Source organism: Chryseobacterium sp. FH1 (assembly GCF_000735135.1).
Taxonomy (GTDB): domain Bacteria; phylum Bacteroidota; class Bacteroidia; order Flavobacteriales; family Weeksellaceae; genus Epilithonimonas.
This window is the reverse complement of the sequence record NZ_JPLZ01000006.1, coordinates 1136777-1162572: the sequence shown is the minus strand read 5'-3', so window position 1 is coordinate 1162572 and position 25796 is coordinate 1136777. Positions and strand designations below refer to the sequence as shown.

13 protein-coding genes, 1 tRNA gene and 1 pseudogene are annotated in these 25796 nt (G+C 35.5%); 7 read left to right on the top strand and 8 right to left on the bottom strand.

The window, feature by feature from the left end; genetic code table 11:
* Positions 1–242 precede the first annotated feature (242 nt).
* Positions 243–1277, top strand: a pseudogene (locus tag IO90_RS19105) (recombinase family protein); the annotation flags it as partial.
* Positions 1278–1866: 589 nt separating this feature from the next.
* Here IO90_RS19105 and IO90_RS12155 read toward each other — a convergent pair.
* Positions 1867–1937: transfer RNA gene (locus tag IO90_RS12155), tRNA-Gln, on the bottom strand.
* A gap of 100 nt (positions 1938–2037) precedes the next feature.
* Between IO90_RS12155 and IO90_RS12150 the strand changes: the two genes are divergently transcribed.
* Positions 2038–3066 (top strand): AMP-binding protein, encoded by a 1029-nt coding sequence (locus IO90_RS12150; protein WP_034966850.1) that lies wholly within the window; start codon positions 2038–2040, stop codon positions 3064–3066.
* On the top strand, positions 3063–3455 hold the full coding sequence (gene arfB, locus IO90_RS12145; RefSeq protein ID WP_034966847.1) for an alternative ribosome rescue aminoacyl-tRNA hydrolase ArfB: 393 nt from the start codon (positions 3063–3065) through the stop codon (positions 3453–3455). Before IO90_RS12150 ends, arfB begins: the two co-directional genes overlap by 4 nt.
* Here arfB and IO90_RS18440 read toward each other — a convergent pair.
* On the bottom strand, positions 3445–3972 hold the full coding sequence (locus IO90_RS18440; protein ID WP_051878608.1) for a DUF922 domain-containing protein: 528 nt from the start codon (positions 3970–3972) through the stop codon (positions 3445–3447). The two genes, arfB and IO90_RS18440, sit on opposite strands and share 11 nt — an antisense overlap.
* Positions 3973–4051: 79 nt before the next feature.
* On the opposite strand from IO90_RS18440, the gene cdd reads away from it, so the two are divergent.
* On the top strand, positions 4052–4531 hold the full coding sequence (gene cdd, locus IO90_RS12135; protein WP_034966844.1) for a cytidine deaminase: 480 nt from the start codon (positions 4052–4054) through the stop codon (positions 4529–4531).
* Positions 4532–4774: 243 nt separating this feature from the next.
* Here cdd and IO90_RS12130 read toward each other — a convergent pair whose 3' ends face one another.
* The 6 genes from IO90_RS12130 to IO90_RS12105 all read right to left on the bottom strand — a co-directional run bounded on the left by IO90_RS12130 (position 4775) and on the right by IO90_RS12105 (position 11144).
* Positions 4775–6505 (bottom strand): T9SS type A sorting domain-containing protein, encoded by a 1731-nt coding sequence (locus tag IO90_RS12130; protein ID WP_034966843.1) that lies wholly within the window; start codon positions 6503–6505, stop codon positions 4775–4777.
* A 154-nt stretch (positions 6506–6659) separates the two neighbouring features.
* A complete protein-coding gene (recF, locus tag IO90_RS12125) occupies positions 6660–7742 on the bottom strand; it encodes a DNA replication/repair protein RecF (protein ID WP_034966840.1) in 1083 nt (360 codons plus the stop codon).
* Positions 7739–8047 (bottom strand): type II toxin-antitoxin system RelE/ParE family toxin, encoded by a 309-nt coding sequence (locus IO90_RS12120; RefSeq protein WP_034966838.1) that lies wholly within the window; start codon positions 8045–8047, stop codon positions 7739–7741. The genes recF and IO90_RS12120 overlap by 4 nt, the downstream gene beginning before the upstream one ends.
* Entirely contained in the window at positions 8035–8346 is a 312-nt protein-coding gene (locus tag IO90_RS12115; protein ID WP_034966837.1) for a hypothetical protein, read from the bottom strand. Before IO90_RS12115 ends, IO90_RS12120 begins: the two co-directional genes overlap by 13 nt.
* 187 nt (positions 8347–8533) lie before the next feature.
* On the bottom strand, positions 8534–10339 hold the full coding sequence (locus IO90_RS12110) for a hypothetical protein (RefSeq protein WP_034966835.1): 1806 nt from the start codon (positions 10337–10339) through the stop codon (positions 8534–8536).
* A 43-nt stretch (positions 10340–10382) separates the two neighbouring features.
* The gene (locus tag IO90_RS12105; protein WP_081871815.1) at positions 10383–11144 is read right to left on the bottom strand and encodes a UbiA family prenyltransferase; all 762 of its coding nucleotides are present in this window, start codon (positions 11142–11144) and stop codon (positions 10383–10385) included.
* Positions 11145–11297: 153 nt separating this feature from the next.
* On the opposite strand from IO90_RS12105, the gene IO90_RS12100 reads away from it, so the two are divergent.
* The 3 genes from IO90_RS12100 to IO90_RS12090 all read left to right on the top strand — a co-directional run bounded on the left by IO90_RS12100 (position 11298) and on the right by IO90_RS12090 (position 25732).
* Positions 11298–17237 carry an alpha-2-macroglobulin family protein gene (locus tag IO90_RS12100; RefSeq protein WP_034966832.1) on the top strand — a complete coding sequence of 1980 codons (5940 nt, stop codon included), beginning with the start codon at positions 11298–11300 and terminating at the stop codon, positions 17235–17237.
* Positions 17238–17364: 127 nt separating this feature from the next.
* The gene (locus IO90_RS12095) at positions 17365–23307 is read left to right on the top strand and encodes an MG2 domain-containing protein (RefSeq protein WP_034966829.1); all 5943 of its coding nucleotides are present in this window, start codon (positions 17365–17367) and stop codon (positions 23305–23307) included.
* Positions 23308–23509: 202 nt separating this feature from the next.
* Positions 23510–25732, top strand: a complete 2223-nt coding sequence (locus IO90_RS12090) for a reprolysin-like metallopeptidase (RefSeq protein WP_034966827.1) — start codon at positions 23510–23512, stop codon at positions 25730–25732.
* Positions 25733–25796 lie beyond the last annotated feature (64 nt).

Genomic DNA, 25796 nt, shown 5'->3' with positions numbered 1-25796 from the left:
TGCCTTAGAGTGCATCAAGGTACTTACCATTAATAAAATGGAATTTCTCTGAATTATATTTAGGGAAATTCTGCATTTACGTCTCAGACAAAAGAAATAAAAAAAATACCAATTGAGGAAGTAATTGAATATTTCCGATCAGAAGGTATGGAATTGACAAAAGAGGAAGCTGAACAGATAATGGAATTTCTGTACAATCTTACTTTAATGGTTATCAAAAAGTATTTCGATACTGATCATAAATGATACTCATAAATAGAATATCGACTGCTGATAAAAATCTGACATTCTATTATTCTACCATACTTCAATATTACTCAACAGAATTAAATTTTAAAATTATGAAAACAGCAGATCTATATATACGTGTATCGACAGATGAACAAGCGGATAAAGGTTATTCACAAAGAGACCAGGAAGAACGTTTAAGACGTTTCTGTTCACAGAATAATTTTACTGTAGGTAATGTTATTTATGAAGATCATTCTGCAAAATCTTTTAACCGTCCTGAATGGAAAAAGCTTCTGGTTGAACTTAAAAAGAAAACTTCTAAAACCAATGTCATTTTGTTTACAAAATGGGATCGGTTTAGCAGAAACGCAGGCGATGCCTATCAGATGATAAGCATCCTATCAAAGCTGGGTGTAGAATTACAAGCCGTTGAACAACCGCTTGATCTTTCCATCCCGGAAAACAAAATGATGTTAGCGATATATCTGGCTGCGCCTGAGGTTGAAAATGACAGAAGAGCACTCAATGTTTTTTATGGTATGAGAAGAGCTGTTAAAGAAGGTCGTGTTATGGGCAAAGCTCCATTTGGATATGCAAATAAGATTACAGAGAATGGGAAAAAGTATATTGCAATGAAAGAACCGGAAGCAACAAAAATGAAGTGGGCATTTAATGAGTTGTCAAAAGGTATTTATGCAAGCAACTCTATAAGAACTAAAATAAATGAGTCTTTGAGGAAAGGTGTCAGCAGGACATCTTTTCATATAGCTATCCGTAATCCTATTTATTGCGGTAAAGTGTTTGTTCCAAAGCATAAAGATGAAGAAGCCTGTTTTGTTGAAGGTCAACACGAACCTTTGATCAGTGAGGAACTTTTTGACAAGGTACAAGAAATATTAGATGGTAAGAAAAGACCTCAAAGACCGAACACAAAAATCACTGTTCAGGAAAACTTTCCTCTTCGAGGGTTTCTAACGTGCCCTAACTGTGGTAAGACAATTACTGCCAGTGCTTCGAGAGGTCGAAATAATCGATACTATTATTACCATTGTAATTCTACCTGCGGGTTCAGAGAAAGAGCGGAACTTGTCAACAAAGTTTTTGAAGATGGATTGATGGCATATGAAATGAATGCACCGGTTAAAAAATATCTAAAAATGCTTTTGACTGAGAATTATCAGAACTTCATTAATAATCCATTAAAAGAGAAAAAGAAAATATCTGACGAAATTGACTCACTCAATAACAAACTATCTTTTGCCCGAAATAAGTTTCTGTCAGAGATAATTGATGATGTTGAATATCTGGAAATTAAAAGGGAATGCAAAGAACGGATTTCAAAATTGGAAGAAGAATTAAATAAAAATTCAGTTCCTCAAATTAGCAATATAGAAAAACTGCTCGAACAAGCCTTAGAGACACTTCAAAATATCGGAAAACACTACCAAGAAGGAGGCATTGAGACAAAGCGGGCAATAATTGGTTCGATATTTCCTGAAAAATTGGAATTTGACGGAAAACATTATCGAACCGCCCGAATTAACTCCATAGCACACCATATCTTTCACATTAATAATGAGTTAGACGGTGTAAAAAAAAAGAGAAACGATCAAAATGATCATTTCTCCTTGATTGTAGACCCACAGGGATTCGAACCCCAGATGACTGCACCAAAAACAGTAGTGTTACCGCTACACCATAGGTCTGTCCTTTATTGTGGTGCAAATTTAGAGCTTTTTTCTGAACTTCCAAATTATTTTTAAAAAAAATTGCATAATTTTATAAAATAAATTTTCGCTCAGCCTAATGTTAATCGACCTTTCCAAACCTTTATCCGATCAAGGAACACCATCTAATGAATTTGAAACCAAAGTTTTAGACTTCGTAAAAGAGTGGTTTTCGGACTCAAAAACAGTCAAAATTCAGAGTTCTGGCTCTACCGGAATTCCGAAAATTTTTGAAGTAGAAAAATCAAAAATGTTGAATTCTGCTGAGATGACTTGCAACTTTTTAGATTTAAAAGAAGGAAATGTCGCATTAATTTGTCTTCCTATAGAATATATCTCGGGAAAAATGATGGTCGTAAGAAGTATTCTCAGAAAATTAAAACTGAAAATCGCAGAACCTTCCACAAATCCACTTCAAAACATCACTCAAGAAATCGATTTTTGTGCAATGACGCCTTTGCAGGTCGAAAATTCACTAGACAAACTTCATCTCATCAAAAATCTCATCATCGGTGGAGCCTCAGTTTCTGAAACTTTAAAAAACAAAATCTCTCAAGCGCTCAAACCCTCAAACTCCCCCACTCGAATCTTCGAGACTTATGGAATGAGCGAAACGCTTTCTCATATTGCCTTGAGACAGATTTTTCCGCATCAGGAAGATTGGTTCACGGTTTTTGAAGGCGTGGAAATTTCTTTGGACGAGAGAAACTGTCTGAAAATATTTGCACCGAAGTTGAATTCAGAAGTTTTGCAGACCAACGATTTGGTCGAAATTAATAATCAAAACCAATTTAGATTCCTTGGAAGATTAGATAATGTCATCAATTCCGGAGGCGCAAAGATTTTCCCTGAAGAACTGGAAAAATTAGTAAAACAAAACATTCCAAATGAAGCTATTTTTCTTGGAATTGAGGATGAAACGTTAGGACAAAGATTAATTCTAATAATCGAAGGAAGCGAATCCGAAGCCATCAACCAAAAACTTTCAGCCATCAACTACGAAAAATCATTTCATAAACCAAAAGACATTATTTTTGTAGAACAAATCCCAAGAACGCCAAACGGAAAAGTCAACCGACTGGCGTTGAAAAAATCAATCGAGAAATGAAAAACTTCACGTCAGAAATCAGCTACAAAACTTCCCGCTCTTCCGGCGCTGGCGGACAAAACGTGAACAAAGTGGAAACCGCTGTCACGGCGATTTGGAACGTCTCAGAAAGTTTTTATTTCTCAGACGAAGAGAAAGTTAGAATATCCGACAAACTCAAAAACCGCATCAATTCCGAAGGTCTTCTCCAAATGACTTCATCAGAAAGCCGAACGCAACTCGCGAACAAAAAAATCGTGACCGAAAAGATGCTGGAAATGGTAGAAAAATCGCTTTTCGTTCCAAAATACAGAGTCAAAACCAAACCTTCAAAGCGCCAGGTTCAAAAAAGAATCGACAACAAAAAGAAACTCTCAGAGAAAAAAGACAACCGAAAGTTTAAATTTTAAAGTCCGACAATTCTTCTATTTCTTCATCAATTTTCCGAGAATATTCGTACTGTTTATCACGAATTCTACCGTGATTCGTCACCGTTTCATAATCTTGCTGATAAGCTTTGTAATCATCATAAATCCGCTCGTAATGCTTCTGCAAAGATTTAGCATCCAAATTTTTATCGCTAATCAACTTCCTGAATCTTCGCGCAAACAGCTCCGCAATATCAAAATGACTTTGCTCGTGCATCAAAATAACATCGGTTTTGTGCTCCAGATGCGCCCAAGATTTGAACGGAACAAAAAATGACTGTATTTTCACCTGCTTCGAACTGAATTTCTTCGTCGAACTATTCAGCAAGTAAGAAATCCCGCAAAAAGTAGTCGCCGCCGTCTTGGAACCAGTTGGTTTCGCACCAGATTGAAAATCCGTCCATTCCAACTTCCGATTTTTATCCCAAAAAATTTTGTCCTGAGCATTTGCAAATCCTAAAATCAACACAAAACTCAAAACCAAAAATTGCTTTATCATAACGATTAGATGTTTTTTTTCGCCAAATGTTAATTTGTTTCCATAAAACTTGTATTTTTACCTCCCCTCATTTTTAAAAATGGAAAAAGAAATAAAGATAAATTTTCAGACCTACCCAAGTTACAACGACTTGCCAGAAATAGAAAAAACACTATTCGACAAAGCCAAATCCGTCCGCGAAAACGCCTACGCGCCCTACTCCAACTTCTTCGTCGGTTGCGCGCTTCTTCTGGAAAATGGCGAAATCATCACCGGAAGCAACCAAGAAAACGCCGCGTATCCATCCGGATTGTGCGCCGAGAGAACCGCAATTTTCTGGACTTCTGCCAATTATCCCGACGTCAAAATCAAAAAAATATTCGTGATTGGAGGTCCAAAAGACGTCCTCAGCTCCACACCCATTCCACCTTGTGGCGGTTGCCGACAATCGATTTTGGAATACGAAGCCAAGCAAAAAGACGAAATCGAAATCTATTTTGCCTCACCAGACGGCGAAATCATCAAGACTAAATCCATCCGAGACCTGCTCCCATTCTCATTCGACGGAAGTTTTTTATAAATAATTAGGAGCACGACGATTGGTCTATCGGCAGACGATTCCAACCTGCTGTCCACTATATCTTTTTCTTTTCCGTTGCCTGAGCGTAGCCGAAGTTAACGGAAAAGAAAAAGGATGCCGTTACCATCAGGGCTATGTTGACGTTTTGTACTTCTTTTCACGACAAATAAAATCGAAAATCCCATTCAGCAAGTGAATGGGATTTTCTTGTAAAATGTAGATATGGATATGAAAATTTGGTTATTAGTTTTTTATAATTTTCTGACTTAGTTTTTTCCCATTTTCCAACTGAATTTCCACAACATAAATTCCCTTTTCAAGACGGGAGAAATCGATGGTTTTGTCTGAAATCAGTTTCGCATTCACAACTTGTCCTGAAAGATTGTAAACTTTATGTGATTTGATTTTGCTGGCTGTTTTTATATTCAGAATATCTTTCACAGGATTTGGATAGATAGAGACCGTCTCATTCTTGGAATCCGAAACCGCCAAAACAGAAAACTCCTTCTCCTGAGATTTATCCGAATATTTCTTGGAAGCATCAATAGCTTTCACACTCCAAAAAATCTTCGAAGGCAAATTGGCTTTATCCAAATACCAACTTTTTGTCGTCACGATATATTTTGCGATGTCAGCCTTTCCAGCTTCCGAACCAACCGTCAATTCATATTGAAGCGAGTTTTCCAAAGTCTTGTCATCACTCGCACCAGACCAAGTGAAATTGATTTTGTTGTTATTTTCAGTCGCGGTCAAGATTGTTGGCGCATTTGGTTTTTGATTGGAAACGGTTGTCGTATTTCTAAACAACTTGGTGTAAGGCATCAAATCCGGGTCAGCCCAATCGAAACCGTTGGCGAGAATGTCCAGATTTCCATCGTTATCGTAATCAAACAAAGCCAAAGTTCCGCCACTTCCAAGATTGTACAATCCAGAATTTTCCGACTTTTCAAACTTCTGAAGTTGTGGATTATAAAGATAAATATTCGTGTAACCATCGTAGTTGTCATCATCGCCCATCACTACGAAATCATAATAACCATCGTTGTTCAAATCGCCAACTTCAACATTTCCAGCCGACAGTCCTTCGCCTTCGAACTTGCTTTCCGTAAAATTACCTTGTCCATCATTGGTGAAAACCGCCAAATAAGAATCGAAATTCTCATCCTGACCGGTCACCACAAAATCCAGAAAACCATCACCATTGAAATCAGCAAAAGCCATATTGCTATCGCTCACCGGCGGAAGTTGAGATTTCTGAACTAGCGTTCCATTCTCATTAATATAAATATTGAAAGTTCCTTCGTAATCAGAATTGAAACCATTAACAACAGCATCCAATTCGTTATCATTATTCAAATCCACAATCTTGAAACTTCCGTTCTGCGTTCCCGGCAACCAAGCTTCCGTCTTTTGAAAACCGTTGGAATTGTTCGTGTACAAATCCAAATCTTGAGAAAATCCAACGCCTTCAATATATTGCGTTCCGTTGATGGCGTAATCTTGTTTTCCATCGTGGTTGAAATCGAAAACGTCCAATCCACCGTAGATTTTTCCAGACGCATTATCTACCAAAGTGAAAGCTGAACCCGTATTTTTCCATCTGTATTGCTGATAATTGACGATATCGTTATAACTCAAACCAGTCGTTACCACATCCAAAAGTCCGTCATTATCAAAATCCATAAACTTGACCGCACTCAAATGAACAGAATTGTCTCCAAAATTTTGAATGGATGAGAAATTTCCATTTGTGTTTTTATAGAAATCATTGGACGTGACATCTACGTTTGTGTCACCGTCAGAATCGATGGCGCCCGTGAAAAATATATCTTGAAATCCGTCATTATCAAAATCTGCAACCGCGCTCGCAGAGTAAAAGTAATTTTGAAGCGCAGGTTGCGAAACCTCTTCAAAACTTTGAGCTTTGGTAATGATAGCCGACAAAGCCAAAATTGAAATATAAAACTTCTTCATATTATTTTTATTTAGAATTATTAAAAATTACTTCGCAAAAGTAAATAGTTATCCATTCCAAAAGTGAATCTGGAATATGACTTTTGTCTTGTTTCGGGAAAATTTAGTTTTAGATTATAATCAAGTTATTGATTTGCAAAAGAATATAATGATTTTATGAAATTTCAAAAATCTTACTTTCTTCGTGGATTCTCTTCACAACATTTTCTGTCCGCTCTTTGTGCGTATCCGTAATGAAGATTTGCCCGAAGTTTTCTTTGTTAACTAATTCAATCAATTGCGAAACTCTGGTATCATCCAACTTATCAAAAATATCATCAAGCAAAAGAATCGGCGATTTCCCGGTCAGTTCTTTGATTCGGTTTATTTGAGCGAGTTTTAATGAAACCAAAAACGATTTCTGCTGACCTTGTGAGCCGATTTTTTTAATGGAATTTCCATTCATTTCGAAAATCAAATCGTCCTTGTGAATTCCTTTGGAAGTGTAGGTCAGAACTCGGTCTTTATCAATTGAATTAGATAAAAGTTCTTGGAATGTGTTGTCAGAAAGGTGAGATTCATAAACTACAGAAACCTTCTCTTTTCCGCCTGAAATGATGTCGTAATAATGCTGGACAATTGGATTTAGGTTCTCAACAAATTCCTTTCTTTTTTCGAAAATCCGTGTTCCGAAGTTTGAAATCGGGTCGTCATAAATCTCCAAAGAATCTTTATCAAAATATCTATTCTTAGCAAAATTCTTCAACAATGCATTTCTCTGCTGAATGGTTTTTTGGTACTGAATTAAATCAAAAAGATAAACCGAATCCGTCTGAGAAATCATCGCATCCAAAAACTTCCTGCGACTTTCCCCGGAATCCGAAATCAAATTGGAATCGTACGGCGAAATCATCACACTGGGCAAATAACCAATGTGGTCCGCCAATCTGTCGTAAGCTTTATCATTTTTCTTGATGACTTTTTTGGATTCTCTCGGATGCAGGATTTTGATAATATCTTCCTTCTCCTCATTCTGAATTTCGGATTCAATTGTAAAGAAATCTTCTTCGGATTTGATATTATTGAGGTCAGAATTTCCAAGGAAACTTTTGCCAACCGACAAGTAATGAAGCGCATCCAGAATATTAGTCTTCCCAACGCCATTGTTCCCAACGAAACAGTTGATTTGTGGCGAAAAGTCAAATGAAACTTCGGAGTGGCTTTTGAAATTGATAAGTGATAATTTATTGATAATCATAATCCTAAAATATTTTCGAGCGCTTCAGGATTCTGATGGTTTTCCCAAAATGAAATGATTGAAATGGTTTCCGGTTCTATATTATAAATCAAACTATAATTTTTAAAGACTAACATTCTCGTGGTTTCATTGATAGTTTTCTTTCCAGAAAATGGTTGTAATTTTAATTGATTGGTTTTCTCTTTGATGACCAGATTTAATTTTTTAGAATAAGAATTACTCTTGTTTCTATTGTTCCAATATTCGAAAATCTCGTCTCTTTGTTTCTTTGCAAAATGGGTCCATTCGACTTTTATTTCAGCCATTCTTCATCCATTTTATCCATTTCTTCCTCTGTGTAAACCCTTCCATTTCTCACATCATCCATTCCTTGTTCTATCATCTTCAGGACATAATCTGGAAGAACGACTTTTTCTTCTTTAAAATACTCATCAACTTCCTCTTCAGTCATTGGTCTTTCGGATTCGTAAATGGATTCTGGCTCTGCGACTATGTTTGTAGACTTATTTTCAAAATTTCTCAGAAGTGAAGACAACAAATAATAATTCTGGGATTCGCAGATTTTCTGAATCAGTTTTATTTTAATGTCGTTGATATTTTCCATCACTCAAAATTTATGTAAAGATAAAAAAACGGTTTTAGATTAATTTTAAATCAAAAAAGAATTGAAATATTTAGAATAGATTATTTTAAATCAATTTCTTTTCCCCAACCCTAAAGGGAGCAAAATTGATTTAAAATTTCATCAAAATTACTCCCTTTAGGGCTGGGGAAATAATTTTGATGAAATTTTAGTTTCCAAAATTCACAAAATGCGGAATATCTGCGCCAAAACTGTTCAATGGTAAAACGTTGTTTCGATTGCTGTTAAAATCAAAAACAGAATTGTTATCAAATGGAACTCGAGGATAATACGTAAACGAAATTTGAATTCTATTGAACACCAAATATGGATTATTAATCAAAACTCCAATTCCAATTTTTGTGTTTGCATTCGTTTTCATCAAGCTGTCATTCGGCATCGCCAACCAGCCAACAGCAGTCGTGAGATAAGGACTGAAATGGAAATTCTTCCAAGTCTTATTCACAAAAAGCTGAAGCTGATATCTCAAAACCAACTTCTTGGTTCCAATGTAATCGGCGTTATAAACCGGGAATTCGTCACGGGCAGAAAGGTTGATTCGGTCTCGATAGGAATAATTGTGTTGTGGATTTCCAAGCGCTAAAGTCGGTGCGAAAAAATGTCTGACTTTCGCAAATTTCCAATCCATCAGATTTGTAAAATAAGTTCCGTCCAACCGGAAAGATTCTCTGTTTTGACTGTCTTCATTGAAAAATCTTCCAAACTGCGCTTTCAAATTGAAATAACCGATTTTCGTAAACTCGCCATATCCAGCAGAGATTCCAGCGTAAGGCATCACTTCTTTGCTTCTGGAAAGTACGCCGGCGGTAACGCTTAATGAGTTTCCATAAGAGATATCTTCGGGCAATTCGTATTGAAAAATATTTTTTTCGACGGCAAATTTCCTTTGAATAAAACCAACCGAACCCAACAAACTGCTGTAAGTTTTGAAGTAATCAAACTGGTCAATTCCGGGACTATCTTTATATTGATAATTCTGGAAACGCCCGATGAAAGCGATGTTACTGGAAACTCTTTCCTCTGGATTTGCCGAAACCGGAATCTGATAACCGCCCCACAAATCCTGACTGTAAACCTTGATTTGAACTTCTGGCAACGCACTTCTGTCCACCATCGGCAAAGCCACATTTCGCATAAAATATTCAAATGAAAAACCGCCAGCCCATTTCGTCAAAGGAGAGAAAAAATCTCTTCTCGCATTCACATTGATTCGCTCATTCTTCCAAAAATCTCGTTCGCCCAAAAGCTGGGCATTGATGTAGGAACCGAACAGATTGTAAGCCGTGTAACTTCCCATCAGATAATCCTGATTTTGCTTGGAATCGTTTCTGTAAAGGAAGTTGGCTTCGTGTCCGAGTCCTAAAAAATTCTCTTCTGTAACGCCCATTCCGATTTTGCTTCCCGAAAAACTTCCGCGTGGTTTCAAACTCCAGGAATCGAGAACTTGCACGACGACATCAATAGAATCTTTGGTCGAGGTACTGTCTGCAATACTGATTTTCACTCGATTTACGAACGGCATTTCACGAAGAAGACGTTCGGATTCATAGAGTTTTTGAGCGTTGTATTCTTCGCCTTTTTTGAAGAGCAAATAATTATTGACCGTCGAAATTCTGGTATTGGAATGCAGATGATTTGTGAACCAATCGTACCATTTGGCTTTTTCCTTTTTTTCTTTGGTATTGTATCCAAATGGGTCAATCGTTTCGATTTTGATATTTCGGATGTGCTTTCCGTCGTAAGACGCTTGTGTTTCTTTCTCAGTACGGGTTTTCACCGAAACGGAATCTGCTTCCCGACGAAAGATGAAACGGTGGATGAATTTGGTGAATTTTCTTTTGTCTGAGTACTTTTCAATCTTATAATAGATAGAATCCTTTTTCTCTTTCTCCTGCGCAGACACAAAAGAAACGCTACATAAAAACAGAATTAACGCAAGAATATTTTTATGCATCAGATTACAAATACTTCAAAAATTAATTAGTAAAATCCTTCTATCAATTTACAAGCCAATAAAGCAAAATCACCAACAAAGGCAATCCGCTACAAGATTCTACCCAAAATGAAAAGTACGTTCCCTTATTATCATTTTCAGAAAAATAAATTAGAATAAATGTGAAAACCGTTGTTATTAAAAAACTTAAGGCAAATTCTCTATCAAGAAATATCAAGCTTAATAAACAAGCAACGAAAACCAGCAGATAAGCCAAGTACTTTGTTCTTTGAACACCGATTAATATGGGGAAAGTTACTACATCATCGCTTTTCATATCACGGATATCGAAAGGCAAAACCAAAGCCGAAGTGAACAGCCACGAAATCCAGAAAATCTCCCAATTGAATTCTGGTAGGATGAGCCACGCATTTATCAAAGCCCAAGTCAGGCCAACGTAAAAGACTTTTAACAAAGGGATTTTTCGAATGAATTTCTCAAGAAAAAAAGAATTGTAAAGCAAACCAATAATAACAATTACCGCCCATTTTAACAATCTGATTTCATTATGATTAAAGACAATCAAGCAAAAACTGAGAATGCCACAAATGAAATTAAAAACCAAAATCTTGATGAAAGTCTTTCTACGACTCTGATATTTCGTGTAAAGATAGCCACTGAAATACGTGATAAAAATCAACAGCAAACTCGGCCAACGGAATATGTTTTGCTCCAGCATAAAAAATCCAGCCATCATCGTTCCCATCAGCGAGACAAAAATCTGGCTGTCAATCACATATTTTTTTGCTAAATTTAAAATCGACATTTTACTTTTAACAAATGTCCGAAAAATTGTTCTAAATCAATAAGATTTCGAAAGTGTTAATTTTGAAAAAAGATTATAATCTTTCCAACCTTTGATAAAATAATGCATCTTTATACAGTGAATCATTCACTCAAAAAAAAATAAAAGTCACATATGAAAATTATTAAATCAGTCTCAGTTTTCTTGCTGATGTTTTTTTACATCAACTTTTCGGCGCAGAATTACTACGATTCTCAATGGAAAAAAGTGGAGGAAAACTACAAGAAAGGAACTTACAAAAGTAATCTTCCGATAATTCTGGACATTCAAAACCAAGCGATGAAAGACAACAACGCCATCCAAATCATCAAATCTCTGAAAGCGGAATTCAGCATACTGAAGCAAACGCACGACGACACGCAGAATGATGAAAACTCCAAATTCTTTTCGAAGCTTCAAAACACGGAAACCAAACTGAAAGGCGATGAGAAGCAATTGTTTCATCTTCTGACTTTGGAATTCATTAATGATTATTACGATAATAATTCCTGGAAAATCAATCAGAAAACGAATATCGACAATCAAAATCTATCACAAATCGAGACTTGGAGCAAACTGGATTTTAAGAATTTCTTGACTAAGAATTATTCAGATTTAGAGAAAGAAAATCCTGTTTTGAAGAAAATTCAGACGCAGAAATACAAGGAGATTTTTGATGCGACAGAAAATTTGGATTACTTCTCTACGCTTTTGGATTGGTCAAATTTCAATTATATCGAGTTTTTGAGAAATCAAAATCTGTTTACACCAAACGAATTGAAAGTTAATTCGAAGAAAATCAATAAACTTTATGATTCAGAAATTTTGGATAATTCTGGGAACTCAAAACTGTATTTCCAACATCAGAAAATCAATTATAATTGTGAGCTTAACAATTGCAAAGACAAATTCGCTCAACTTGAAAAACTCGTTAAAGACGAATCTGAAAAAGGCGATTACAAAGTTCTGATTATTGATGAAATGATTGAGCTTCTTCTGCAAAAAGACGATAACAAAACCGCTTTGGTTTGGGTCAATAAAGCGAAAGAATTATATCCAAAATCGAAGTTCATCAATAATATTCTTAACAAAGAAAATGCGATAAAAAATCCGCAACTCAACTTATTTTACGAGAAAGAAACGCAACCAAACAAACCAATTCACATCGTTGCTGAAGCTAAAAATGTAAAGCAATTTTCTTTGAACATTTATGAAGTGAAAGATGATTCGCAAGGTTTTTTGAATTACGTTTTCGATTCTTATAAAAATCCTTTTTCCAAGGTCAAAAAATCGTTGGTCAGAAAGGATGAATTTAGTTTGCCAGTGTCGTCGGATTTCAAAGCGCATAAAACATCACTCGAACTAAAAGCACTTCCAGCAGGGATTTATCTGGCGGAATATGTGGTGGAAAATTCGGTTCAGGGCAATTATTATTTCATAGTTTCGGATTCGAAAATTATCTTTTCTAAAAAAGACGACAACAATCCAAAAGCGAATATTCTGAAACTCGTGAACAACGAAAACGGAAAAGCTTTCATTAATGAAAACCTAGATGTTACTGAATATGTGCGCGGAAAAGCGGTTACAAAATACACAGTAAAAACGGATAAATCGGGTAATTTCCAGTTTCCAAATTCTGCGAATCAGGAATATTACAGAAACTTCCTTGTGAAAAACGGAAATAACTTTTCGATGATAAATGTTTATGGTTACGATTATGGCAACCGAAACAAATCTGAAAACCAGGAAAGTGCACAGATTTTCCTCGACAGAAAAATCTACAGACCTGGACAAATCGTTTATTTCAAAGTGATTGCAACGGGAATCAACGGCGAAACTCAGAAAATGAAAACGCTGGAAAAAGTGAAGTTGAATATTACTTTGAACGACACCAACGGCGAGGAATTACAGACTTTGAAATTAACAACTAATGAATTTGGTTCTGTTAATGGAAGTTTTACGCTTCCCAAAAATAAGCTGAACGGGAATTTCAATATCGAAGTTGACGATGATAATAATTCTGCTTATAACATCTCTGGTTATGCAGATTTTCAGGTTGAGGAATACAAACGTCCGAAATTTGAAGTGACTTTTGAACCGATAAAAGACGAGTACAAATACGGCCAAACCATCGAGCTGAAAGGAAAAGCGATGATGTTTTCCGGCGTTGCCCTGAGCAATTCGACCGTGAATTATGAAATCAAAAAACAGAATATCCGTTGGCGTTATTTCTGGTGGTATCCGCGTGGAAATGACAATGAAAACTCAATTCTCGGAACGGCAAAAACCAATGAGAAAGGCGAATTTACCATCAAAGTAGAACTTAAAAAAGATGAAACTTTAGAAGGGATTCAGATTGATAATTACGCCATTAATGCTTCTTTGACGGATATCAACGGCGAAACACAATCTGCGGACACGAATGTGAAAGTGGCTTCGGTTTCTCATTATATTTCGGCGGACAATGTTGATAATATTTTTTCTGATGAAACTGTAAAATTGACTGTTTCGACGAAAAATTACAACGACCAAGTTCTTGCAAAATCTTACAATGCAAAACTGGAAAAGCTGGAAGAACCGAAGCAGATTTTCAGAAGTCAATTTGAAAATACAATTCAGGATTTGCCGAAACTTTCTAAGGAAGAATTTGTGCAAAAGTTCCCGAACGATAGATTTGATAAGAATGATGATGTGAAAAATTGGAAGGTTGAAAAAGTTATTGTTGATGGGCTTCGAGAGCCTCAGCCTGACAATGCGAAGAAATCAACAACCGACAACCTAAAACCTACAACCAATTTAGATTTAGGGAAATTGGAAGCGGGAACTTACAAACTTCAACTTTATAATATCGAAGGAAAAGACACGATAAAAACGGAGCAATTCTTCAAAGTTTGGGATAAGAAATCGCTTGCGCAAAATCAAAAACCTTTCTTGGAAGTTATAAAGCCAAAACAGGATTTCAAACGTGGTGAAAAGGCGAAAGTGTTCGTTTATTCTGCAATTCACGATGCTTTGGTGAATGTTTTTGTTCAAAATGGAAAAGGCGAAACGGTGACGGAAACGCATTCTTTCAAAAACGGAATTCTGGAATATGAAACTTTGATTCCGAAAGATGAAACTGTTTCGAGAGTTAATTTGCAATTTCAACTGGTTGCATTTAATGATGTAAAAACTGAGAATGTGGATTTGAAAATTGCTGACAGCAAAGATGATTTGAAAATTGAAACGGTGACTTTCCGAGACAAACTTCAGCCGGGACAAAAAGAAAAATGGACTGTGAAAGTTTCTGGTGCTGGCAAAGAGCAAATCAATGCTGAAGTTTTGGCGGGTATGTATGACAAATCGCTTGACCAATTTGCTTCAAATAGTTGGAATTGGCAAAAGTTTTATTCTCAATATTATCAAAGTTTTTATGACATAAGAAGTAATCTAGAACAAAAACGTTATAACAAATTATTTAATTATTTCGGAAATATTGATGTTAGTCCACCAAAATTTAACTGGTTTGATGGAAGAATTTTTCAAAGTTATTCTGATTCCACTTCAAAAAATATGATTGAAGGTGTTGTTGTAACTGCTTATGGGTTAAAAAGAGAAAAAATGGTTTTAGGATATGCTACAGCTCCTGTTGCAGAACAACTTAGCGGTAGAGTTGCTGGAGTACAGATTTCTGAAGGTGAGATTCAAGCTGATACTACAATTTCTCAACAAAGTAAAAATGAAAATTTAGACAAAATCCCAGTTCGTCAAAACCTCAACGAAACGGCATTTTTCTACCCAAATCTTTTGACGGATAAAGATGGAAATGTGAGTTTTGAATTCACTTCTCCGGAAGCTTTAACGCAATGGAAACTGTTGTTTTTGGCGCATACGAAAGATGCGCGTTCTGCGACTCTGGAAAAATCGGTGGTGACGCAGAAAGAGTTTTCTATCACATCAAATTACCCAAGATTTTTGCGTGAAGGTGATGAACTGAATCTTCAATCTAAACTATCGAGTTTGGTGAATCAAAAACTGAATGGTGTTGCGCAATTGCAGATTTTGGATGCGTTTACAAATGAAGACATTTCTGAGAAATTCGGGATTAATCAATTGACTTTGGTTGCAGGTTTTAATAAAGAACAAACTTTTTCATTAACGGAAAACGGAAATTCTGTCGTGAACTGGAAAGTGAAGGTTCCGAATGATGTTTCATCAATTATCATTAAAATCGTTGCGAAAGCTGGAAACTTCTCTGACGGCGAACAAAAAGCAATCGCAGTTTTACCGAACAGAATGCTGGTGACGGATGCGCTTCCGATTTTTGTGAAAGAAGGACAGACGAAAACTTTCACTTTGGAAAATCTGAAAAACTCGAATTCCAAAACTTTGACCAATGTTTCCAATACTTTGGAATTGACGACAAATCCGATTTGGGAAATTATGTTTGCGCTTCCAAGTTTGAAAAATGACACGAATAATTCTGCTGATGTCATCTTCAACAAATGGTTTGCGGATGTTTTAGCTTCGGAAATCTTCAAAGCGAATCCGAAACTGAAAACGGTATTTGATGAATATCAATCGAAAGGTTTATTGACTTCGAATCTGGAGAAAAACCAAGAGTTGAAACAATTGTTGCAGGAAGAAACGCCTTGGGTTTTGGAATCGAAAAACGAGACCGAGCAGATGGAAAAACTGGCGAGATTGTTCGATGCCAATACGATGAGAAATTCCATCCAAAATGATTGGAGCGAATTGCAGAAATTGCAAAATCCTGATGGTGGATTTAGTTGGTACGCAGGTTATCCGAGTTCTTATTACAACTCGTTGTATATTTTGAAAAATCTTGGAAGAATCAATGATTGGCTGAAAGGAAATGTGGAGGATTATCAAAGTTCTGAGCAAAAAGAGATGGTTGCAAAACTGGTTTCTTATGTTGATAATGAAGTGAATAAATATTGGAAAACAGACAAGGATAATGTTTGGAACAACTTCGTCATCGATTATCTCGACACCCGAAATTATTGGGAAAAAGAATATCCTTTGAAAAATAAAGGTGCGACATTGAAATCTTTGGTCACATCAAAAGCGAAAACAGCAAAAATTACCGATTTTACTTTCTTCGGATTGCATCGTTCAGCTTTGTTATTCAATAATTATGGATTGAAAGACATTTCGAAAAAATTGATGACTTACTTGAAAGAAACTTCGACAGACACGGAAACTCAAGGCGTTTATTGGAAACAGAATCTGAACGATTGGGGTTGGTATTCTTCAAAAACCGTGAATCACGCGGGAGCTTTGGAAGCCTTTAATAAATTGACTCCGACGGATGAAACTTTCATTGAAGAAATGAAAATCTGGCTTGTGACCCAAAAAGAAGTGAATTCCTGGGGAAGTTCGCGTGGAACTGCAGAAGTGATTTTCACGATTTTAAATTCAGGAAAATCTTGGAGTTCTGCGGAATCTGACAAGGCGGAAATTACTTGGGGCGGAAAAGCTTTGAAGCCTCAAACACAAGCGACAGGTTATGTGAAACAAACGATTACTTCTGATAATTTAGATAAAAATCTGGCAACAGTTTCCATTAAAAAAGACAGTCCGGGAATTGTGCAAGGTGGTTTGTTCTGGCAATATTATGAGGATTTGGATAAAATAAAATCTTCGGAAAGTTATATTTCCATCACAAAAGAATTGTACAAAAAAGTGAAGACTGAGAACGGTGAACAATTAATTAAAATCAATGACAATTCGCCGTTGAAAGTGGGTGATAAAGTGACGGTAAGAATGATTCTGAACACAGATAGAAATATGGAATTCATTCACCTGAAAGATATGAGAGCGGCAGGTTTTGAACCTTTAAATGTCATTTCAGGTTACGAATGGAAAAATAATCTGGGCTATTATCAATCGACAAAAGATGCGTCCACGAACTTCTACATCGAATATATGCCGAAAGGTAAATATGTTTTCGAATATGATTATGTAGCGAATGCAAGCGGGAAATTCAGTAATGGAATAACGACTTTGCAGAATTATTACGCACCGCAGATGAATGCGCATACCCAGGGTACGAACGTCGTGATTTCGGAATAAAATCCTCGTCCTAAATCCCTCTCTTTTGGAGCGGAAACTTTACAAATCGTCTCAATTCTTGAGGCGATTTTTTTATAGAAATATTTCATTAAATTTATCAGATTCATTAGGAATTTAATCTTTAGGTATGAAAAAACTTTCTCTTCTATTTTCGTTATTATGTTCAATCATCGCATTTTCTCAAAATTTCTACGAAACGAAATGGAGAAAAGTCGCAGAAAGTTATAGCGAAGGCTTATATAAATCAAGCTTACCACTGATTATTGAAATCCAAAATCAAGCGATTAAAGATAGAGACGATGCACAATTAATTCGCTCTTTGAAGGCGGAGTTCGCCATCACAAAAGATACTAAAGACGATGCTAAAAATGATTTGTCATCGGTGTTTTTTGCAAAAATTGAAAAGACGGAAAAATTATTAAAAGGGGATGATCTTTTGCTTTTTGAGGTTTTGAAAATGGAATTTGTAAAAGATTATTTTGAACAAAATTCCTGGAAAATTGTACAAAGAATCAACAGTGATAACGGAAAAATTTCGGAAATTGAATTGTGGACAAAACTGGATTTTAAAAATTTCTTCAATAAAGAATTTGTCTATTTTGAAACAAAAAATTCTGAATTAAAAAATATAAAACTCGAAAAATTCTCACCCATCTTTGAAGGAGATAGGGATTTCCAGTTTTACAATACAATTTATGAGTGGAAAAACAATCAGTATATCAATTATTTACAAAGCAATTATATTTTCACGAATGATGAAAAGAAAATAAACGATGCAAAAATCATTTCGCTTTACGACCAATTGATTGATCGCAATACTGGAAATTCCAAATTGTATTTTCAGCATCAAAAAATTAATTTTAATGCTGGTAAAAGCTTAACAAAAGATAAATTACCAGAACTGCAAACGCTTTTAAATTCTAATATCAATGGCGATTACAAAATTTTTATTGCACATGATATTGCATCTATTTTAAGTGATAAAAACGAAAAGAAAAGTGCGGTAGAAATTTTAAGAAAGACAAAAATCGAATTTCCAACTTCCAAATTTTTGAACAATATCATTAATTTAGAAAATACCATTACCCAAGCTTCGATGAAACTGCAATATCAATATAATATTGAACCAGAAAAACCAATTCATTTGGTTGCAGAACATGCAAATATTTCCCAATTAAAGTTGGAGATTTTCAAGATTGACAATCTTAACAAGAATTTAAAATTCATTCATGGACTGGAATATTTCGGAATTGGAGATTTCGATTATTACGGATCTGTAGGAATTGACAAGAAGATTGAATCAAGATTGATCAGAACTGAAACCATTTCACTTCCAAATCTCGGAGACTTTTCAACCAAAAAAACGGCTTTGGACTTGAAGCCTTTGGAAAGAGGAATCTACTATGCGAAATATGAAAATATTGAGAAAAAGGAATTTCAATATTTGCTTTTTTTCGTTTCGGACTCCCGAGTTGTGGTTCTCAACAAAGATCAACCAAAGCTCGACCTTCAATGGGTGAAAAGCGAAGACGGAAAAGCCAATCAACAAAATCGTTTGGATATTGTTCCTGTAAACAATTATTACCATGATATTGAAAAAAAACATTTTGTTAAAACTAAAAAAGATGGCACTTTTAAAATTGATAGTTTGAATTTTAGAAATTATGAAGGCTATTTTCAGTCTTTCATTGTTCAAAATCCTGCAACCAATGATACCAATCTTTTTGCGACCTACGAATATGATAGAGAAAACTATTACGACCGCGAAATTTCTCAAATATTTCTTGACAGAGCCATTTACAGACCTGGCCAAACCGTCTATTTCAAAGCTATTTTGACCAAAGAAGAGAAGAAAAAAGATATTGTAGTTCCCAATTATCCTGTAGAAATTGCTTTATTTGATGCGAATAATAAAGAAGTCGCCACACAAAAATTAGTCACGAACGAATTTGGCTCCACGCAAGGAAGTTTCATTTTGCCAAAGGGTTTATTGAATGGTAAATTTAGAATTCAGGTGAAAGATTATCCTTATGGAAGTCAAAAATATTTCGCAGTAGAAGAATACAAAAGACCCAAATTTGAAATTGTTTTTGATGATTTGAAAGACGAATACAAATATGGACAAACCATTGAACTCAAAGGAAAAGCTATTTCTTTTTCAGGCGTTCCGTTGGGAAATGTGGATGTGAATTATGAAATCAAAAAACGAAATATTCGCTGGAGATATTTCTGGTGGTATCCGCAAAATCACACAACAGAAAATTCAATTTTGGGGAAATCGAAAACCAATGACAAAGGAGAATTTACCATAAAAGTAGATTTGAAAAAAAATGAAAAAATCGACGGAATTCAAATCGATAATTATGAAATCAATGCTTCTGTAACCGATATTTCCGGCGAGACCCAAAGCGAAAAGAAAGATGTGAAAGTGGCGACGGTTTCCCATTATTTTGAAGTCGACAGAATTTGCGAAGTCTTTAATTCTGATGAAATTTTTGCCCAAGTGAAAACGAAAAACTACAACGACCAGATTTTAAATAAAACCTATCAAGTAGAATTGTTTGAATTAAAAGAACCTGCAAGAATCATTAGAAATAATTTTAAAAACGCGGTTCAAAATCTTCCAAAATTGACTGAAGAAGATTTTATCAACAAATTTCCACACGACTTTTATGATGAAAATAAAACTCAAAAAAATTGGAAAAAAGAAAAAGTTATTTCCAAAAATACTTCCGGCGAAAAACTGAATCTAGGTAAACTGAAACCTGCTTATTATGAATTGGTAATTTCCAACATCGAAGGAAAAGACACTATAAAATCTGTGCAAACATTCGAAGTTTGGAACGAAAGAAAACTGGAGAAAAATCAGTTTCCATTTTTGAAATTGATGAAACCAAAAGGAGATTTCGAACGTGGAAAAACGGCAAGAATGTATGCGTATAGTGCAATTCCAAATGCGACCGGAACGATTTACATCCAAGACGGAAATGGAAAAACGACGACCGAAATCAAAAAATTCCGAAATGGCGTTTTGAAATATGATGTTAAAATCCCGACCGACAAAGACATCACAAAACTGAACTATCAGATTGGTGTGGTTGGTTTTAATGATTTGCAAAATGAGTTTACGGACCTTAACATTAAACCAGACGAAATTCCTTTAAAAATAGAAATTACATCTTTCCGAGATAAAATTGAACCTAATTCAAAAGAAAAATGGAGCATTAAAGTTTCCGAGGATAAAAAGAACGCTTCAACTCCGCTCAACGTGACAGCAGAAGTTTTAGTGAATATGTATGATAAATCTTTAGATAAATTTGTAGTTAATAAATACGATTGGCAAAAAATCTATCGTCCGCTTTATATTTTTAAAGATTACAGCAATTCTTCTGGTTTGAAGCAAATTTATGATACGCACTATCGGAAACATCTTAATTTTCCATTTCCTTACTCACCAGATTTTAATTGGTTCAGCAGAAATTTTTTCTATGAACTTTTGAAAGGGTACAATATGGTTATTCATAATGATACAGATGGAGATGGCGTCACTGATGCAGACGATGCATGTCCCACCGTTCCTGGTTTGTCACAGTACCAGGGTTGCCCGAAACCAAGTTCACTTTATGCATCGGAAGCAACAGGTGCGTTAAAAAGCACTTCCAGATTTGATAAAAAAGAAAAAGAAGATAATACTGATAAAATTGCAGAAAAAATAAAAGAAGAAGAAAAAATAAAAGTCAGGGAAAACCTGAATGAAACGGCTTTCTTTTATCCCAATTTGGTGACAGATCAAAAAGGAAATATCTCTTTTGAATTTGATGCACCCGAAGCATTGACGAAATGGAAAACGATGTTCCTGGCTCACACCAAAGACGGAAATGCAACGACTTTGGAGCAAGATGTTGCTACGCAAAAAGATTTTTCTGTCACTCCAAATTACCCCAGATTTTTGCGTGAAGGCGATGAGTTGGTTTTGCAATCAAAAATCTCAAGTTTGCTGGAAACGGATTTGGATGGGGAAGCAACTGTGCAAATTCTGGATGCGCTTACCAACGAAGATATTACTTATCAATATGAAATCATCAACAGCAAACAAAATTTTAATTTAAAAGCTAAAACCAGCAATGTAGTCAGTTGGAAATTGAAAACACCTTACGGAAAAACACCTTCAATCATTGCCCGAATCACAGCAAAAGCAGGAAGTTTTTCGGATGGTGAACAAAATGCAATTGCCGTTTTACCCAACAGAATGCTGGTTACAGATACACAACCGATTTTCGTAAAAGAAGGGCAAACAAAAACTTTTACCATTAAAAATTTAAAAGAAACCACTTCAAAAACTTTAGTCAATTATTCCAATACCTTGGAACTTTCTACCAATCCGGTTTGGGAGATTATTTTTGCTTTGCCAGATTTGAATGCTGAGTTGAACATCAGTTCAGACGGCATTTTTAATGCGTGGTTTGCAGATGTGGTTGCTTCGGAAATCTTCAAAGCAAATCCTAAAATGGAAAAAATCTTTAAGGAATATCAAGATAAAGATCTACTGAAAAGCAACTTAGAAAAAAATCAGGAATTGAAACAACTGCTTGTGGAGGAAACGCCGTGGGTTTTACAATCTGAAAACGAAGAAGACCAAATGAAGCGTGTTGCAAGACTTTTTGATACCCATCAAATGAAAAATTCCATCAACGAAGATTGGGAAAGATTGTTGAGGTATCAAAACAGCGATGGCGGATTTCCTTGGCTTCCCGGCTATAATAGCTCTTATTATAGTTCTATTTACATTTTAAATAATTTAGGAAAAATAAATGGCTGGTTGAAGGGAAATACATCAGAGTATCAATCTGGGCAAAAGCAAATGGTTTCCAGATTAATCAGTTATGTGGACAATTTTATCGAAAAGGAATGGGATGAAAAGAAAAATAATCCTTGGAGCGATTTCGCCATAGATTATCTATACAGTCGTAATTTCTGGGAGAAAGAATATCCACTGAGTGGAAAAGGCGCAACAATAAAAAAAGAGGTGATGGAAAAAGGAAAAGTGGCAAGATTTTCAGATTTTACCTTCTTCGGAATCCATCGGGCCGCATTGCTTTTCGATGATTATGGAATGAAAAAGGAATCCAAAAAAATCCTGAATTATTTAAAAGAGACTTCTACAGATACAGAAACTCAGGGAACTTATTGGAAGCAAAATTTCAACGACTGGGGCTGGTATAGTTCTAAAACTGTAAATCAAGCGGGAGCGATAGAAGCCGTTGCAAAACTTTCGCCACAAGACCAAAACTTTATAGAAGAAGCGAAAATTTGGTTGGCGACACAAAAAGAAGTGAATTCTTGGGGAACCTCTCGTGCAACAGCAGAAATTATTTACATTTTCATGAATTCTGGAAAATCATGGACTAACGATGAAGCAGACAAAGCCACGGTAGTTTGGGGAGGAAAAAACATCGACGTGATCGCTCCTCATTCTGAGAGGGCTGGGGAGAGGGCAACTGGATATATCAAGAAAGCCATCAAATCCGAAGTTTTGAACCAATCTTTAGGTACAATCACCATTTCTAAACCAGGACCGGGAATTGCGCAAGGTGGTATTTTCTGGCAGTATTATGAAGATTTGGATCAAATAAAATCCTCAGAATCTTATATTGCTATCACCAAAGAATTCTACAAAAAAATAAAAACTGAAAATGGGGAGCAATTGATGAAAATCACCGAAAATTCACCTTTAAAAGTGGGAGATATTGTTACCATTCGTATGATCTTAAATACCGATCGTCCTATGTCGTTTGTGCATTTAAAAGATATGCGAGCGTCTGGTTTTGAGCCTTTAGATGTTATTTCCAAATACCAATGGAAGAATAATTTAGGCTATTATCAATCTACAAAAGATGCTTCCACGAATTTTTATATTCAAAATATGCCGAAAGGAGATTATATATTTGACTATGATTTGGTCGCGAACGCATCCGGTAATTTCTCCAGTGGCATTGCAACGCTTCAAAACTACTATGCACCGCAGATGAATGCGCATACGCAGGGAAGTATGGTGGAAATCTCAGAATAAAATGAATTTTTAAAATGTTAAAATAGCAACCAAATAGAAATATTTGGTTGTTTTTTTATATTTTTATCGTCTGATTTTATTTAATATTAGAACGATTAGGTTAATTTTTATCAATTTCTAAAATACTTAATTTAAAATTTCTAAATAAAGCACAGATTATCAACTTAATTTTAAGAAAAATTAAATACTAAATTTATTAATTATGGTTAAACAACTATTAACGGTCACTGGCATAATGGCGTCTTTTATGCTGAGTGCTCAAAAGAACTTTTGGAATCAAGTCCAAAATGTAAACACCTTCGGAAAAGTTGCTCTAAAAGAAAGAACTACTACCCCAACAGAATATAAACTTTACAGTCTTAATGTTGAAGGGTTACAATCAGAACTAGCAAAAGCGCCAAGTAGAGAGTCTAGCAATGAAAATTTTGTTTTAAAATTTCCTACAGCGACTGGTAAATTGGTAGATTATGTGGTAAAAGAAGCACCAACATTGTCAAAGGAATTATCTGCTAAATACAAAGGGATCAACTCTTATGTTGGTTATCAAAAAGGACATCCGGAGAATACAATTAGATTCAGTACTTCTCCTTTTGATGGGATCAACATTATGTACTTTGATAATTGGGAAGTTAGCTATCTTGATACTTATACCAATGACGCATCTACTTTCATTGTTTACAAAAGAAGTAATTTGCCAACTGACCCTAAAACCTTCAACTGTGGATTTGAAGAAGATGCAATGCCAAGTTCAGCACCAGAAGTTGCTTCAAAAGCGCCATTAGTAAGAGATGGACAACTTAGAACATACAGACTGGCACTAGCTTGTACAATAGAATACTCTGCATTTCACGTAAATAGAGCGGGCCTTAGCGGTGGAACAACGGAGCAGAAAAAAGCAGCGGTTTTAGCTGCGATGAATGCTTCTATGACCAGAGTAAATGGTGTTTATGAAAAAACATTATCTCTCACGATGGTTTTAGTACCGAACAATGATCAAATTATTTTTATTGATTCTGATAATTTTACAAATAACAACCCCGCACCATCTTACCCAATCTTAAACGAAAATCAAACTGTTTGTGATAACATAATTGGAAGTGCAAACTATGATATTGGCCACGTTTTCAGTACGGCATCAGGCGGTGTAGCTCAATTACGGTCTCCTTGTTTAGCGGGATCTAAAGCAAGAGGAACAACAGGGACAAACTCTCCGATAAATGATGCTTTTAACATTGATTATGTTGCTCATGAAATTGGACACCAATTTGGAGGTAATCACACTTTCAGAAGTTGTGGCGGTAATGAAAATGGATCTACTTCAGTTGAGCCAGGTAGTGGTAGCACAATCATGGCTTATGCAGGTATTTGCGGTGCAAACCTTAATGTTCAAAGAAATAGTGATCCTTATTTCCACTCTGTGAGTGTAAATGAAATGTATGGTTTTATCAGCAGACCGGCTGATTGTTCTGTAAAGACACCAAATAATAATGCCGTCCCTACTGCTGATGCAGGCCTTGACTATACAATCCCTTATGGAACTGCATTTGTTCTTACTGGTGCTGGTACCGATCCTGATGGAGATGCTCTTTCTTATCTTTGGGAACAAACTGATACAACAAGTAATGTACAACCTCCAATAGAAACTGGAACAATGGGACCTGTTTTCAGATCTTATTTGCCAACAGCATCTAATCAGAGATACTTTCCTAACCTTCCTTCAATCGTATCAAATATTTTAAATCCGAAATGGGAAGTAATCCCAACTGTAGCAAGATTCTTTAATTTCTCATTATTAGTTAATGACAATAAGCCTACTGGAAATCAGACAGCTAGAGATATGATGCTTTTAACTGTTGCTAACACAGGACCTTTCAAAGTGACTTCTCAGACAACCAATGTAGAATACAACGGTGGAGAAGCAACTACAGTTACTTGGGATGTTGCAGGAACTAATATTGCTCCTATCAATACATCAAATGTTCAGATTCTATTATCAACCGATTCAGGACTTACCTTTGCAACTGTTTTAGGTGAATTCCCAAATAATGGTTCTGCAAGCGTAGTGCTTCCAAATCTATCTGTTAACAATGCAAGAATTATGATCAAAGCGGTAAACAATGTATATTTGGCAGTTAACTCTTCTCCTTTCAGAATCAAAGAAGTTTTGGCCGTTAGCGAAGCAGCATTCAACAAAGGATTCACAATCTATCCAAACCCTGCAAAAGGTGAGGTTAATATCTCTTTGAAAAATGTAGCTAAGGGAGCAGCTTATCAGATTCTTGATCTTTCTGGAAAATTAATTTCGAATGGATCTTTGGAAAATGACAAAACTCAACTTAACATTTCTACTTTGAAAACCGGAACTTACAGAATCGTAATTTCTAACAACGGAGAAACTACTAGTAAAAATCTTATTGTTAAATAATTAATTACAATAGTACTAAATCAAAAAGACCAACTTCGCAGTTGGTCTTTTTGATTTTTGAAAA